This is a genomic window from Halalkalibacterium halodurans, from assembly GCF_004376175.1.
In the GTDB taxonomy this organism is placed as follows: Bacteria; Bacillota; Bacilli; order Bacillales; family Bacillaceae_D; genus Halalkalibacterium; species Halalkalibacterium halodurans.
Genome location: NZ_SNUY01000017.1, coordinates 29,436 through 44,105 on the forward strand (window position 1 = coordinate 29,436; position 14,670 = coordinate 44,105).

A 14,670-nucleotide genomic window follows, 5' to 3' on the forward strand; every position below is an offset into this window, starting at 1 on the left:
ATTCACCATTCGAAGAAAAAAGACATCCTTTTGCCGTTTTACTCCTTCCTTGGGATATCAATATTAGGAAACCGAATTAACTGGAGACGGTTGTTTTTTTACATCCGCCAGTGAAGCCAAGAGCGTTTCTGTTACTTCCAGCAATTGATTTGTCCCTAGCTGCTTTGTTTTTAACGTTAATTTTATTCGCTCACCTTCAGTCCCAAGACCAACTTGCTGATCGAGCTTATGAATGACTTCAAACAGCTTAGCGCCATCAATCCCTTCTGTCGTTTCTGGCGAAAGGAGAATAATCCATTGACCCTTTGACTCCACAATGCTTTCGACGCCTTCTTGATAGGCTAAAATTTTTATCGTCGTTAGCTGTAGAAGGTCACTTACTTCTTGAGGATATTCACCGAACCGATCAAACATTTCGTCCTTTAAGTCGTTGATCTCTTCAATCGTCTCGACCCCACGGAACCGTTTGTACATTTCAATTTTTTGCTTTGCGTCTTGAATGTATGAATCCGGTATATAAGCATCCACTTGTACATCAATTTCCACGTTTCGTGGTTCTTCTTTCGGCTGTTCGCCTTTTCGTTTTTCAATGGCTTCCTTCAACATTTGTGAGTATAGATCAAAGCCAACCGATTCAATAAAACCATGCTGCTGCGCGCCAAGCAAATTACCGGCACCACGGATCGCTAAATCTCGCATCGCTATTTTAAATCCAGACCCGAGCTCCGTGAATTCCTTAATGGCTTGGAGTCGCTTTTCTGCAACTTCGGACAACACTTTGTCACGCTGATACGTGAAATAGGCGTAAGCCACCCGATTGGAGCGTCCGACCCGTCCGCGGATTTGATACAGTTGGGACAAGCCCATTTTATCGGCACCGTGGATGATGAGCGTGTTAACATTTGGAATGTCCACACCTGTTTCAATAATGGTCGTCGTTACTAACACATCGCTCTCCCCTTCTAAGAAGGCGAGCATAATCGACTCTAATTCGCTTTCTTTCATTTGCCCGTGGGCAAAAGACACTCGGGCATCTGGGACGAGCATAGAGATTTCATTTGCCATTCGCTCGATGTTTTCCACACGATTGTAAAGAAAATACACTTGTCCACCACGGGATAGTTCACGCTCAATCGCTTCTCGCACAAGAGGGCTGTTATATTCTACCACATAGGTTTGCACCGGAAAGCGGTTCTCTGGTGGTGTTTCGATGACAGAAAGATCACGGACGCCGAGCATCGACATGTGAAGTGTTCGCGGGATCGGGGTTGCCGTTAATGTTAGAACGTCAATATTTGCCTTTAACTGTTTAATTTTCTCCTTGTGCGTCACCCCAAAGCGCTGCTCCTCATCGACAATGAGCAAGCCGAGATCTTTGAACTGAACATCCTTGGACAGCAGACGATGGGTACCGACCACAAGGTCAACCGATCCTGCTTTTAGTCCTTTAAGCGTTTGTGACTGTTCCTTTCGAGAACGAAAACGACTAAGAACCCCAATGTTAATTGGATAATCAGCGAAGCGCTCCTGGATCGTCTCAAAATGTTGCTGCGCTAAGATGGTCGTTGGCACGAGAATCGCCACTTGCTTTCCGTTCATAATGGCCTTGAAAGCAGCGCGAATCGCCACCTCTGTTTTCCCATAGCCAACGTCACCACAAAGAAGCCGATCCATCGGACGCTCTTTTTCCATGTCTTCTTTTATCTCTTGAATCGCTCGAAGCTGATCTTCTGTTTCTTGATATGGAAATGATGCTTCAAACTCCGCTTGCTCTGGTCCATCTGGGGCGAATGCAAACCCTTTGCTCGCTTCTCGCTCAGCATACAGCTTGATTAAATCATCAGCAATGTCTTCCACTGATGACTGGACACGGCGCTTTACCTTTTTCCAATCGCTTTTTCCTAGAGAGTACAGCTTTGGATCTTTATCTTCGGCGCCCACATATTTTTGCACTTGATCGATTTGTTCTACAGGAACGTATAGTTTATCGTTACCTGCATAGCGAATGTGTAAATAATCCTTGTGAACCCCATTAATTTCTAAGGTTTCGATTCCTAAATATTTCCCGATCCCGTGGTTCGTATGGACGACTAAATCGCCTACTTTTAACTCGCTATAGTTTTTAATTCTTTCGGCGTTCGATAGTTTTTGTTTCCGCTGTGGCCGCTTCACCTTTTTCGCAAATATTTCTTCTTCTGTAATCACCACTAGCTTGTGCAGGGTCAATTCAAAGCCGCTCGTTAATGCACCGACCATAATTTGCGCCTGACCTGGCGTAAGTGGAGCTTCCCCATCTACAACGAGGGCTTCTATTCCTTCCTCAGCTAAGACATGGTTTAGTCGCTTCGCCCGCTCCCTCGTCGCTGCAATGAAAACGGTCGCAAATTGTGATGAAATCCAGCGCTTAACTTCCGATTGAAGCAGTGGCATTTGTCCATGAAAGTTTTGCATCGATTTGCATTGGAAGCTAATAATATTTTGCGGATTCGTAGACGGCACGTGACGCACGAAAAGCGACAAGTAAACGATCGGTAAGACGCCTTGCTTCATCTGCTCTAGAACTGAGTGAGCTAAGGTTACATCGTGGACAATTTCCCCTTGTTCAATAAGCGTCGTATGCCATTCCGCCTCTTCTTTCTCTAAACTTTCGGACATTTCTTTAACCCTACTCATTTCGTCAACAAAAATGACCCCAGTGGAAGGTACGTATGAAAAAAGGCTGTACGTATCATCGTAAAAAAGAGAAATGTATTTGTACATCGATGGAAACGGATGTTTCTGCTTCAGCTCACTAATATCAAAAGAAATTTGTTCGGTTAGTTTTTCTTTTACTTCTTTTTTCTTTACTTTTTTTAACGTTTGACTGAGACGGTCCTCTAAGCGTGATGCCCCTTGAATAAAATGCTCTTCATCCATAATGATTTCCGCCGCTGGTCCAATGACAACTTCGGATAGCGAGTCCTTTGAACGCTGGTCTTCAATCGTAAATGTCCGAATCGAATCAATTTCCGTGTCAAACAATTCAATTCGAATTGGGTCCTCCTCTGTTAAGGGATACAGATCAATAATGCCCCCACGGACACTACATTCTCCCGGGGTCGTCACCATATCAACACGAGTAAAACCATTGCGAACAAGCCGTCTAATCAACGACTCCAAGTCACCTATGTCATCCCCAACACTTAAACGAATTTGGCTTTCCTTCCATAAGGAAGAAGGAGGCAATAGACGCCGCAGGCCTGCTAATGGAACGACTACGATTCCTGAAAATCCAGCTACGAGCTGATTTAATACGTCAATGCGTTGCGCTTTCATTTCCGGGCTAGCAATCGCAATTTCTGATGAAATCAAATCGTTAACGGGATAGAGTAGTACATGATCCGCCCCTACGAGTTCGACAAGATCCTCAAAGATTTTCTGTGCTTGATACAAATTATAGGTAATGACAAGCTGTGGCCGTCTCGTCTCCTTATATAAAGCAGCCATAACGGCAGGCCTAGCAGACCCTGACAATCCTGAGACGAGTTGTTCCTTCATATTCACTTCCAAGCCCTGTACAATCGCTTGTGTGTCTTCCTGTTCTTGAATAAAACGTTGTAAACCTAGCATACCTTTCCCCCTAAAGCCTTCTGCTACAAGCATTTCATTAAAAACGCCTTAAAGCAGGGGGTCCTCCCCTGCTGTAGGTATAAATCAATTCGCTTCATGACATTCTATGAAACTTTTGAAAATCCTCTTCCTCTTTTTTAAAAATCCTACTGATGTCACTGTTGTTTGGAAACAGAAAAATGCTTTGGTCTAAAACCAAAGCGTTGACAAAGCCAACGAGTTCTTATGGTTGTCATTTATTGAATATGTGACGTAACATCCAGTTCATATAGGTTTGGATTCCGAATGTAGGCTTCATGACAATCTTCGCAAATAACGTGAATCGTCATGTCTCCACTGTCATTATATGTCACCATCGAGGCTCTTTCCTCTTCAGTCAAATGATGAAGTCCTAACTGTTCAGATGTATGTCTACCTTCTAATTGACCAACTTTCGTTTGACAATGGCGACATTGATAATGAATCGTCAACGCAAGTCCCCTCCGTTCTAGATCATCAGTTGCTTTTAGTATGAACGGAAGTGGAACGAGCTATACCTCATCGGATCTAGCTTTAATTAAATGTATTCATCACTTCAAGAAATGGTTTCTTTGTAAAAGCTTCTGCTGCCTCTGCCGAGAGATCAATCGCCTCCGAGATGGCGTCCTTTTCCTCTGGGCGATAGCGCCCAAGCACGTGCTGAACGACCGTTTCTCCTGGTGCCGGCCTGTCGACCCCGACACGAATTCGTTTAAAATCACTCGTGCCTAGGTGAGCGATCAAAGATTTCATCCCATTGTGGCCACCAGCGCTTCCTTTTTGACGAAGGCGGATTTTACCTACTGGCAAATCTAAATCATCATAAATCACGAGTAGGTCTTCCACTTCCATGTTATAGTATTCAAGGAATGGGCGGACCGATTCTCCTGATCGATTCATAAAAGTCTGGGGCTTTAACAAAAAGATCTTTTCTCCATCGATTCGACCTTCCCCATAAAGTCCGTTCGCTTTCGACTGCTTGATCTCAATATTCAAGCGGCGAGCGACGGCATCTACTACATCAAAACCGACATTATGCCTCGTGCCATCATATTTAGCACCAGGGTTTCCTAAACCGACGATTAGCTTCATCTATATCACCTTTTTAGTGTCCCTTTCACAGTTACTAAAAACAGTATAACAACAGAAAAGGTATAACCACAAGGGTCATACCTTTTTAAAGGTTGTTTAGAGCAGCGCCATTTCTAAGGCTGCGTACGTACTTTACAGCTGTCTTGTGATGGACACAAATTGACTTTATTCTTCTTTTGCCTCTTCAGCAGGCTCCTCTTTCTCATTGATTACTTCTGGCTCATTATCAGTCACTGCTGCTTCCGTCTCTTCTTCCTTCTCCGTGGCAGGAGGTTGGACAGTTACGACGGTTTCTTCGTCTTCGTTTACGACTTGAACAGGGACGTTCCCTCGCACATCCCTTATTTGAATGGAATCCCCAATCGTTAAGGATGACACATCGAGCGTGATTTCTTCCGGAATGTCTGCTGGCAAACTACGAACCGTGATTTCATACATAAGCTGAGAAAGGACACCGCCCTCGGATACTCCTCTCGCTTCCCCTGTTAATCGAACAGGAACATTTGCTTCAATCTCAGAGGACATATCCACTTCGAAGAAATCAATATGCAAATAATCGCCTTTTAACGGATCCATTTGCAAATCATGGACCATCACTTGATGCTTCGTGCCTTTCTCTACTTCAAGTGAGATCAATCCGTTTCGGCCCACTTCTCGAACCGTTTTTAAAAAGTCTACAGCCTCGACGCTAATTGGTTGGCTTTTCGTCTTATTTCCATAAACAACGGCCGGCACATACCCTTGTTTACGAATTTTTCTTGTAACAGAGCCACGTAGATCTGGCCGTTTCTCTGCTTTTAAGCTCATTGCCATTTTTATCACCTCTACGTTTTTTACAGTTGCTCTCTTTCATCTTTTCCCTGAGCATCCCTTTTTCAAACGGAGAAATTTAAAAACAGCAGAAAAAAGCCGATTAATCAAATAATAAACTTACAGAAGAATGTTCATGAACACGGACAATGGCCTCTGCCATGAGCGGTGCTACAGACAACGTAGTAATCTTATCAATTAATTTTTCTTCTTCAAGCTCAATTGTATTCATGACGACAAGCTCTTTGATTTTCGAATTTTTGATTCGCTCGATCGCAGGTCCTGATAAGACAGGGTGGGTGCAACATGCGTACACTTCTTTTGCCCCGTGTTCAACGAGGGCGTTTGCTGCTAATGTGATTGTCCCCGCTGTATCGATAATGTCATCAATAATAATTGCTGTTTTCCCTTCAATATGACCGACTATATTCATTACTTCTGCCACGTTTGGTTTCGGACGACGTTTATCAATAATCGCAATCGGTGCTTTTAACCGGTCGGCTAGCTTGCGGGCACGCACCACGCCTCCATGATCAGGGGAAACGACAACGACATCATCCAAGCCCTTTTTCTCAAAGAACTCAGCTAAAATCGGAACGCCCATAAGCTGATCAACCGGAATGTCAAAAAAGCCTTGAATTTGTGTCGCATGTAAATCAAGTGTCAAAACACGAGTCGCTCCGGCTGTTTCTAGTAAATTAGCCACCAATTTTGCAGTAATTGGTTCACGAGCTCTCGCCTTGCGATCCTGTCTCGCATATCCATAATAAGGGATCACCACATTAATGGTTTTCGCCGATGCACGCTTCACCGCATCAATCATAATCAGGAGCTCCATAATATGCTCGTTTGCCGGAGCAGCTGTTGATTGAATTAAGAAAACATCGCAACCTCGAATGCTTTCTTCAATGTTGATTTGCACTTCTCCATCGCTAAAGCGAGTGACTGAGCTTTTCCCCATCGGTACACCGATTCGTTCTGTAATCTCATAAGCCAACCCTTTATTTGAATTGAGCGTAAACACCTTTAAGTTGGGGTCACCGTAGTTTGCCATGTTTCCTTAAACCTCCACCATAAATTAATTGTTTTTTTTCGTTACATAGTGTTCTTTATTTGTTTGCCGTGCGCGTGCGATCGAGAGTGCATCACTTGGCACATCTTCTGTTATTGTAGATCCTGCTGCTATTAAAGCCCCTTTTCCGATCGTGACAGGGGCAATTAAGTTAGAGTTGCAGCCGATAAATGCATCGTCCTCGATTTTCGTTAAAAATTTGTTTTTCCCATCGTAATTCACGGTAATGGATCCACAACTAAAGTTCACCCGCTCGCCAACTTCAGCGTCACCAATGTAGCTCAAATGTGATGCCTTGCTCTCTTTTCCAATGGTTGACTTTTTTACTTCAACAAAATTACCAATCCGTACATCATCATGGATCATTGATGCAGGGCGAATGTGCGAAAATGGTCCAATAGATACACGCTCCCCCACTTCGCTATTATGAACAACCGATTGCTTAACTGCCGTTTTGTTCCCGATTTTTGAATCTTTTAATTCCGTATGGGGACCAAGCACGCATCCTTCACCGATGGTCGTTTGTCCAAGCACCATCGTTCCCGGATAAATCACGGTATCTTGACCAATTGTTGCATCAGGTGATACGTACGTTTGCTCAGGATCAATGAACGTAACCCCTTTTCTCATCCATGCTTCATTGATACGACGCTTCATCACCTGCTCCGCTTGAGCTAAAGCGACCCTGTCGTTAACCCCTAAAGTTTCCTCAACATGGGCCGTTTTGTATGCCGCTACCTTTTCCCCTTTAGTTTGAAGGATTTGGATCACATCAGGAAGGTAGTATTCCCCTTGGGCGTTATTGTTACCAACTTCTTTCAACGCTTGAAATAACGCCTCATTGTCAAAGCAGTACGTCCCTGTATTGACTTCTGTAATTTGCTTCTCTTCAGAAGTCGCATCTTTGTGCTCAACAATTCGTTCAACAAGTCCCTTATCGTTCCGTACAATTCGCCCATATCCTGTTGGATCAGCCAATTCGGCCGTTAGCACAGTCGCCTTGGCTTGCTCTTCTTCATGATAGGACATCACATGATCGATTGTTTCGGCTGTCAACAACGGTGTATCACCGCACAATACGATCGTTACTCCTCGTCTTCCGCCAAGAGCTGATTCTGCTTGAAGTACAGCATGTCCTGTCCCAAGCTGTTCCTCTTGCAAAGCATAGGAGACACGCTCTCCTAGCTGTGACTTTACAGCATCCGCACCGTGCCCTATAATTGTCACAATTTCGTCAAATCCGAGGGCTGAGACTTGGTCAACGACGTGTTGAACCATTGGCTTTCCACAAACTGAATGGAGCACCTTATAAAGCTTTGACTTCATCCTCGTCCCTTGTCCAGCGGCAAGTATGACCGCAAATCGATTGCTCATCGTTCCCCTCCAACTGTTCCATTTTTCCCTTACGAATATATCTTAAAACGGTTGTGTTTTCAAGAAGAGAAATCCGGAAAAACAAGCGTTATACCGCCCCTTTTGTTGCTGGATGAAGATGGAACAAATAAAAAAGCGCAAGAACTTACTTGCACTAGCAATAAGAAAGGAAACGGTCCCATATGAATAGGAGAGGATTTTCCCCTTTTGAATTTATAAAAAAAGACCTCACTTCCACCTAGTTGGAGTAAGGCCTGGCTGTTTATTAGGAGGCTCCTGCTTCCTCATATGTTACTTGATCCAATTCTCCAGCACGCTCATACTCAGCCAATACAGCTGTTTGAATCTTCTCACGTGTTTGGGAAGAGATAGGGTGCGCAATATCGCGAAACTCACCATCTGGTGTGCGTTTGCTTGGCATAGCAACAAACAGTCCATTGTTTCCATCGATCACCCGAATATCGTGAACAACAAATTCATGATCAATAGTAATGGACGCAATCGCTTTCATCCGTCCTTCGGTGTTAACTCGACGGAGCCTGACATCTGTTACTTGCATGAAGTCACCTCCTTTGTAGTTGGTTTTCCGCTGTCTGTATATTAAGTTCTCGGTGACCGGCTATATTCCTTCTTTTTCCGAAAGAATTTTTGTGAATTTTGATTCGAAGTTTTTCTCCTTGATGATGAACTGGCTTCATCAGTAGCACAGGTACCTTTAAAGGATAAAAAACGCTCGGAATACTTGGCTTATGAGCAATCGTTTTTTCTGAGCCTCTCATGCACAAAAAAGTAAACTTTCTACAGCGTTAAAAAAACATGCTTCTAGGAACGAAGCATGTTTAAAAAAATGCTATTTCACGAGAGCAATAACCTCGATTTCTACAAGGACATCTTTTGGTAAGCGAGCCACTTCTACACAAGAGCGTGCCGGCTTATGTGTTTGGAAGTATTCCCCATACACTTCATTAATACGTGGGAAGTCATTCATGTCTTTAATAAATACCGTCGCCTTTACAACCGTGTCCAGTGAAGCTCCAGCTTCTTTTAGAACGGCTTGAAGATTTTTAAACACTTGATGTGTTTGCTCTTCCACCGTTCCTTGAACAAGTTCTCCCTCAGCAGTCAGTGGAATTTGGCCTGAACTGTAAAACATATTGTTTACGACAATCCCTTGTGAATAGGGTCCAATGGCATCTGGTGCTTGGTTCGTATGTACAACCTTCATGATTGGTCCTCCTTTAATGTCATCATATACTCTAATACATTACCTGGTTCGACAAGAATTGTTTTTTCCCTCTCATTCAACTGACAAATGCGTGCAACCGATAAGTAGTCATCCACAAGTCGTTCCTCTGCTTCGCCTGACTCCACGAGGACACCTATCCCAGCAACCTCCGCTTGAAATTCATGGAGCAGGTCCATCATTCCTCGGACAGTACCACCGGCTTTCATAAAATCATCCACAATAAACACGTTGGAGCCTGGGCTCAAGCTCCTTCTTGCAAGCGTCATCGTTTGAATACGCTTAGATGAACCTGACACGTAATTAATACTAACCATTGATCCTTCTGTGACTCGGTGATCACGTCTGACAATGCTTACTGGAACGTCTAGATGCTGCCCGACTGCATACGCGAGAGGAATCCCCTTTGTCGCCACCGTAATGACCGCATCAATTTTTTTGTGCGAAAGGATGGCAGAAAACAATCGCCCGACCTCCTGCATAAAACGAGCATCTCCTAACATGTCCATCATATAAAGATAGCCACCCGGTAAAATACGGTCTGAGATGGAAAGCTTCTCACAAACTGCCCCGACTAGCTGGCGAGCTTCGTCCTCCCCCATGGAAGGAATGAACTTAACCCCACCGCTTGCACCAGGAACGGTTAAAAGCATTCCGATCCCTTCGCTTTCAAAAATTTCTTTTATAATCACCAAATCTTCACTAATTGAAGATTTTGCCGATTGATACCGTTCTGAAAAATGGGTAAGTGGGATCAGCTCGTGGGGATGTTGCAATAAAAAATACGTCATATCAACAAGGCGCCCACTGCGCTTTAACTTTTTCATAATGCCCTCCAGCAAAAACCGAATATTTAAAGTAAATATACCATTTTCATACGGTTTCTATCAAGAGCCGGCCGATCCAATTATCCGAACCGCATACACTTGATGGCAAAAACCCCGTAGCCCATTGTAGATCCGTTGAACTCGCGATTCCTTCGACACGAGACCAAAAACAGTGGGGCCACTTCCGCTCATTAATACCCCATCAGCACCAAAGCGCCTCATTTGTTCTTTAATGTTTCTTACCTCTGGGTAAAGATCGAGGGTAACCGATTCAAGGACATTGTGCAAGTGATGACAGATGCCATCAAAATCTTTCCCCTCGATCGCAGCAATCATGTGTTCTGTTGTTGGATGGTCAATCGCAGATACATTTAGTCGTTTATAAACATCAGCGGTGGATACACCGATGGGCGGCTTTGCTAAAATAACCCAACACGGTGGCGGTGAGGCAATCCGTTCTATGATTTCCCCACGTCCTGTGGCCCTTGCTGTCCCTCCATATACACAAAACGAAACATCAGAGCCTATTTCCGCTCCAAGAACCGCTAATTCATCCAAAGATAACCCGAGCTGCCATAGATCGTTCAGCCCCCTTAATGTGGCGGCAGCATCACTGCTTCCACCAGCTAAGCCAGCTGCTACTGGGATTCGCTTTGTTATGTAAATGGAGACCCCTTCGTTTACGTGATAGCGCGCTTTTAGCAAAGCCGCTGCTTGGTACGCTAAGTTCTTTTCATCATTTGGTACAAAGCCTTCAGAGACATCGACCGAAATAAGCCCATCTTCACGGAGTGTTAAATCAATCCGATCGGCAAGGTCGACTGTTGTCATAATCATGTCTACTTCATGATAACCGTCTGGTCGTTTATGTAAGACATCGAGAGATAAGTTGATTTTAGCTGGGGCCTTCACTGACTGTTTCACACGCTTCACCTTCTATGTTCCATTTGCTTAGGCTATTTTATCATTTTGGACAGAAACAAGCCAGACCGTGTAACAAATGGCGCAAGAAAGCTGTCTTTTTTTGGGCGAAACAGGGGAGAGGAGCCTTCTCGCTTAATCGATTCCCTCCCCCATTGAAAAGAGAAAAAAGGGCTGGTGACCCAACCCCTAACATATCGTAACATTGTTAACGTGAAGATTCTCTCTCTGCTAATTGCTGCTCAGCAAGCTCAATGGCACGCTTCACCATGTTTCCTGCATCACGTGCACGAATGCCTCCCCAACCTTCTTGTTGGACGGTATCGTAGAACCCTAACTCTTTCGCAATTTCTTCCTTTAAGCGATCTGACATGATTCCACGTCTTCGACTCATGACGCAACAGCTCCTCGCTTGATAATCAATGTTACGACATACACTTAGTATGTACAGGAAGACATGAAATATGGCCCTTTGAAAAAAATCCAAAGGGCCAATGTATGTCGATTCATGAAGTGTTTTACAGCTTTAGCGTCGTTGTTGCACCGTCATCCTCACAGACCGTCAGTTCAACTGTCTCTGTCAAGATATCCGCATAACTGTAAGATACACGCTCAAACGCATGTTGATCTTCATCCAACTTAATAATAAACACAGAAGGGTATGTTTCTTCTAGCAAACCCGAACGTTCCGTCGTCTTGCGTCGCCCACCATTTGCTTTAATCGTAATTCGTTTGCCTACGTTAGCATCAAGGGCACGCTTAATTTCCACCAAGGTTTTTCCCAATTATAACACCCCGCTTCTCTCTGTGAATAGTATAACATGGTTAGGATGAAAATGTCAAGAAAATAAAAAATTATATCAACTTAACCTTGTTATTGTCAACGATTTAAATTCGATTTTTTTCGCGGTTGATTGTCTATATTTATCATGTACGAAAAGGATGAAATTTATGTAAGGATTTGAACTTCTTTTTGTTTGAAGATATGAATAAAATTTGCAAAATTACAGGCTGATCGCCATTGCAAAAGAGCTTTGATCACCAGGTACAATCAAATTGGACGTATTCTTATTTTATTAAAGCTAAGGGAAAAACAGCTGCTAAAAAAGCAACGATTGAATCGTAAGCCATAACACGTCTCGCTTGTCTTTGTAACGAGAAAAAACTCGGCAATATGCCAAGTTTTTCTGAACATGTGTTATGAATCCTCTTGTTCTTCCAAAGCTTTTAAAGGCATCCCTTTTCGCATGACACCCTTCGTCTCGATCCCTCCTAGACCTTTTTCCCCTGTAATCGTATTTCGGAGTACTTCTGATAAGGAAACACGTTCCATAAACGATGTAATACTAATACGGGAAGCTATATACACCGGGTCTAGAGCATGAATGTTCACTCGATTGGGTGAGCTTGCAAAATTAGCTCCTGCTTTGATCAGTGTTTCAAAATGGGATTGGCAAGCCCCTGCAAAAATCACAAGTTCATCCCGCTGAGGCACATAGCGTCTCGCAATCCTTACACATTCCGCAAAAAATTTTGTATGCCGATAAGCTTTAAGGTCCTTTTCCGTCCCACGGTTTTTTAAATACGCATCATGTCCTGTCACAACAATAATATCCGGCTGTACCATTTCGATAAGAGAGGCGATCTGTTCCGGCATCTCTTTTTCTGAAACGTGGACTCCATACACAGGCACGCCCAATCGATCATACACTTCCGTACACTTGCGTAAGTACAGAGGGTCACCATCCATATGAAGCACCCTACCTCGCATTTCAAAAAACGCTGCATCGTTCGTATAACCTGAGGAGGCTTCATATTCATCCCGTTGCTTCATCAAACTGTAATCCTGTCTAAAAAGCTTATAACACTGCTCCTCCGCTTGTAAAAACTCCTTTTTCCTTCGCTTGCGTTCTGATTCTTGAATCAACACAAGGTCATGGTAAGGAGCATCAGCCGCAAGGCGCATATCCTCACCAATTAACTCCACAAAATCATTGTGGAGGGCTACAATACGAAAAAGTAAATCACATTGATACGATTTTCTCGCAACGATATCCCCAACCTTTGGCTTCATCGAAAAAAAACCCCTCCTTCTTCAGCCTATGTAAGGAAAGGAGGGGAGGTTCCATCATCGCTTTTGTAGTTGTTCACTTAAATTGGCAAACTCCTCAATCGTTAATGTTTCACCGCGCCTACTCGGGTCAATTCCCGCTTCCGCTAACGCCAGAACAGCCTCATCCTTCCGCTCCTTACCGACGAGGTTATGGATAAGATTATTTAAGATGGTCTTCCTTCGATTGGCGAAGCTTGCGCGCACAATCGCAAACAGCCACTCTTCATCGGCGACAGTTACCGGTGGCTTCTCACGAATCGTTAATCGCAAAACAGCAGAATCAACATTCGGTTGAGGGACAAAGACCGTTTTTGGTACTTTTACCGCAAGCTCTGCCGTCGCATAATATTGGGCAGCAATCGAAAGAGATCCGTATTCCTTCGTGCCAGGCTTTGCGGCAATTCGATCAGCTACCTCCGCTTGAATCATGACGACAATTCCACGAACGGGGAGCTTGGCTTCCAACAGCTTCATCAAAATCGGTGTCGTCACATAGTAAGGGAGGTTCGCGACTACCATAAGGTCTTGTCCTTCTTCAAATGTCGTAGCAATCACTTGTTTCACGTCCGCTTTTAGCACGTCTTCGTTGATGACGGTGACGTTTTCATAAGGCGCTAACGTCTCCCTTAAAACCGGTATTAGACGCTGATCAATTTCAAAGGCGACGACTCGCTTTGCTTGCCTTGCCAACTGTTCCGTTAATGCACCAATCCCAGGACCGATCTCGATTGCACCTGATTGTGGTGTTAGACTGGCCACATCTACAATGTTGCGCAAAACATTCGGGTCAATTAAAAAATTTTGCCCTAGGCTTTTCTTAAACGTAAATCCGTGTTTCGCTAAAATTTCTTTCGTTCGAATAGGTGTTGCAATATCTTTTGTCAATCTCGGCCCTCCTCCACTATTTGGGCGATTGCCTCGGCAAATTCCCTTTTTGTAATTTGGAATGCTTTCAGGCGTTTATACAATGTTTTTCCGTTGGCATATCCGATCCCTAACAATATACCGAGCTGTTCTCGGCGTTTTTTCGCATCCGCTCCGGCCATTAATCCTGCATCAAATAAGTCCTGCCTTGAAATGACCTCTAAAGGATCCTCCATCGCCTCATGCACCTTCTCCAATGCATGGCGAATAGCTTCCGGTGCAGCATTCTCTACCCCCAAATCGTCACCATTTTTTGAGAGTGCGGCTTTTTTCGGCAAAAAGGCGTGCTTGCACCCAGGAACCCGCTCACTAACAATTCGGCGAATTCGCTCGCCGGGATAATCAGGATCGGTTAGAATAATCACCCCTCGCCGTTGTTGCGCAAGGGCAATACGCTTGAGCGTCTCCTCATTAACGGCCGAACCGTTTGTTTCGATTGTATCTGCATTGACTGCCCGTTGAATGGCGATCGTATCATCTCTTCCTTCAACGACAATCATTTCTTTGATCTTCATGACGTCCTCCCATCTCTTTCTATGTTCCTCCCTCATTATACGACCTTCCTGGATGAAAGGAAAACGCGGATTCGGTACTCGTTATCCGTGAGTAAACTTCAATCGATTAAAAAAAGAAACACAGAGCAAAAAATGCCCTGTGTCAATGCTTT

15 protein-coding genes are annotated in these 14,670 nt (G+C 44.1%); all 15 read right to left on the reverse strand.

Features of this window, described 5'->3' with window-relative positions; all coding sequences use genetic code 11:
* Positions 1-63 precede the first annotated feature (63 nt).
* The 15 genes from mfd to rnmV all read right to left on the reverse strand — a co-directional run bounded on the left by mfd (position 64) and on the right by rnmV (position 14,518).
* Positions 64-3,609, reverse strand: a complete 3,546-nt coding sequence (gene mfd, locus E2L07_RS07580; RefSeq protein ID WP_134229270.1) for a transcription-repair coupling factor — start codon at positions 3,607-3,609, stop codon at positions 64-66.
* Between the two features lie 236 nt (positions 3,610-3,845).
* On the reverse strand, positions 3,846-4,079 hold the full coding sequence (locus E2L07_RS07585) for an anti-sigma-F factor Fin family protein (RefSeq protein ID WP_041820045.1): 234 nt from the start codon (positions 4,077-4,079) through the stop codon (positions 3,846-3,848).
* A gap of 82 nt (positions 4,080-4,161) precedes the next feature.
* Complete coding sequence (gene pth, locus E2L07_RS07590) at positions 4,162-4,719, reverse strand: aminoacyl-tRNA hydrolase (protein WP_010896252.1); 558 nt, start codon at positions 4,717-4,719, stop codon at positions 4,162-4,164.
* Between the two features lie 165 nt (positions 4,720-4,884).
* Positions 4,885-5,532 (reverse strand): 50S ribosomal protein L25/general stress protein Ctc, encoded by a 648-nt coding sequence (locus E2L07_RS07595; protein WP_053432329.1) that lies wholly within the window; start codon positions 5,530-5,532, stop codon positions 4,885-4,887.
* Positions 5,533-5,632: 100 nt separating this feature from the next.
* Positions 5,633-6,583, reverse strand: coding sequence for a ribose-phosphate diphosphokinase (locus tag E2L07_RS07600; RefSeq protein WP_010896250.1), 951 nt, complete (start codon positions 6,581-6,583; stop codon positions 5,633-5,635).
* A 24-nt stretch (positions 6,584-6,607) separates the two neighbouring features.
* Positions 6,608-7,975, reverse strand: a complete 1,368-nt coding sequence (gene glmU / locus E2L07_RS07605; protein ID WP_010896249.1) for a bifunctional UDP-N-acetylglucosamine diphosphorylase/glucosamine-1-phosphate N-acetyltransferase GlmU — start codon at positions 7,973-7,975, stop codon at positions 6,608-6,610.
* Between the two features lie 265 nt (positions 7,976-8,240).
* A complete protein-coding gene (gene spoVG, locus E2L07_RS07610) occupies positions 8,241-8,534 on the reverse strand; it encodes a septation regulator SpoVG (protein WP_010896248.1) in 294 nt (97 codons plus the stop codon).
* Positions 8,535-8,825: 291 nt separating this feature from the next.
* Positions 8,826-9,200, reverse strand: a complete 375-nt coding sequence (locus E2L07_RS07615; RefSeq protein ID WP_010896247.1) for a RidA family protein — start codon at positions 9,198-9,200, stop codon at positions 8,826-8,828.
* On the reverse strand, positions 9,197-10,045 hold the full coding sequence (gene purR / locus E2L07_RS07620; protein WP_010896246.1) for a pur operon repressor: 849 nt from the start codon (positions 10,043-10,045) through the stop codon (positions 9,197-9,199). The genes E2L07_RS07615 and purR overlap by 4 nt, the downstream gene beginning before the upstream one ends.
* A gap of 60 nt (positions 10,046-10,105) precedes the next feature.
* Positions 10,106-10,969: a 4-(cytidine 5'-diphospho)-2-C-methyl-D-erythritol kinase gene (gene ispE, locus E2L07_RS07625; RefSeq protein ID WP_134229271.1), complete on the reverse strand. Its 864-nt coding sequence runs from the start codon at positions 10,967-10,969 to the stop codon at positions 10,106-10,108.
* Positions 10,970-11,174: 205 nt separating this feature from the next.
* Positions 11,175-11,360, reverse strand: coding sequence for a small, acid-soluble spore protein, alpha/beta type (locus E2L07_RS07630; protein ID WP_010896244.1), 186 nt, complete (start codon positions 11,358-11,360; stop codon positions 11,175-11,177).
* A 124-nt stretch (positions 11,361-11,484) separates the two neighbouring features.
* Complete coding sequence (gene veg, locus E2L07_RS07635) at positions 11,485-11,751, reverse strand: biofilm formation stimulator Veg (RefSeq protein WP_010896243.1); 267 nt, start codon at positions 11,749-11,751, stop codon at positions 11,485-11,487.
* 413 nt (positions 11,752-12,164) lie between these two features.
* A complete protein-coding gene (gene yabG / locus E2L07_RS07640; RefSeq protein ID WP_134229272.1) occupies positions 12,165-13,040 on the reverse strand; it encodes a sporulation peptidase YabG in 876 nt (291 codons plus the stop codon).
* Positions 13,041-13,094: 54 nt separating this feature from the next.
* Positions 13,095-13,964, reverse strand: coding sequence for a 16S rRNA (adenine(1518)-N(6)/adenine(1519)-N(6))-dimethyltransferase RsmA (gene rsmA / locus E2L07_RS07645; RefSeq protein ID WP_134229273.1), 870 nt, complete (start codon positions 13,962-13,964; stop codon positions 13,095-13,097).
* Positions 13,961-14,518 (reverse strand): ribonuclease M5, encoded by a 558-nt coding sequence (gene rnmV, locus E2L07_RS07650; protein WP_010896240.1) that lies wholly within the window; start codon positions 14,516-14,518, stop codon positions 13,961-13,963. The genes rsmA and rnmV overlap by 4 nt, the downstream gene beginning before the upstream one ends.
* Between the last annotated feature and the right edge of the window lie 152 nt (positions 14,519-14,670).

Excerpts from the sequence above, each read along its gene's own strand:
- mfd (WP_134229270.1), bottom strand. The coding sequence starts at position 3,609 with ATGCTAGGTTTACAACGTTTTATTCAAGAACAGGAAGACACACAAGCG.
- pth (WP_010896252.1), bottom strand. The coding sequence starts at position 4,719 with ATGAAGCTAATCGTCGGTTTAGGAAACCCTGGTGCTAAATATGATGGC.
- E2L07_RS07595 (WP_053432329.1), bottom strand. The coding sequence starts at position 5,532 with ATGGCAATGAGCTTAAAAGCAGAGAAACGGCCAGATCTACGTGGCTCT.
- E2L07_RS07600 (WP_010896250.1), bottom strand. The coding sequence starts at position 6,583 with ATGGCAAACTACGGTGACCCCAACTTAAAGGTGTTTACGCTCAATTCA.
- glmU (WP_010896249.1), bottom strand. The coding sequence starts at position 7,975 with ATGAGCAATCGATTTGCGGTCATACTTGCCGCTGGACAAGGGACGAGG.
- spoVG (WP_010896248.1), bottom strand. The coding sequence starts at position 8,534 with ATGCAAGTAACAGATGTCAGGCTCCGTCGAGTTAACACCGAAGGACGG.
- E2L07_RS07615 (WP_010896247.1), bottom strand. The coding sequence starts at position 9,200 with ATGAAGGTTGTACATACGAACCAAGCACCAGATGCCATTGGACCCTAT.
- purR (WP_010896246.1), bottom strand. The coding sequence starts at position 10,045 with ATGAAAAAGTTAAAGCGCAGTGGGCGCCTTGTTGATATGACGTATTTT.
- E2L07_RS07630 (WP_010896244.1), bottom strand. The coding sequence starts at position 11,360 with ATGAGTCGAAGACGTGGAATCATGTCAGATCGCTTAAAGGAAGAAATT.
- yabG (WP_134229272.1), bottom strand. The coding sequence starts at position 13,040 with ATGAAGCCAAAGGTTGGGGATATCGTTGCGAGAAAATCGTATCAATGT.
- rnmV (WP_010896240.1), bottom strand. The coding sequence starts at position 14,518 with ATGAAGATCAAAGAAATGATTGTCGTTGAAGGAAGAGATGATACGATC.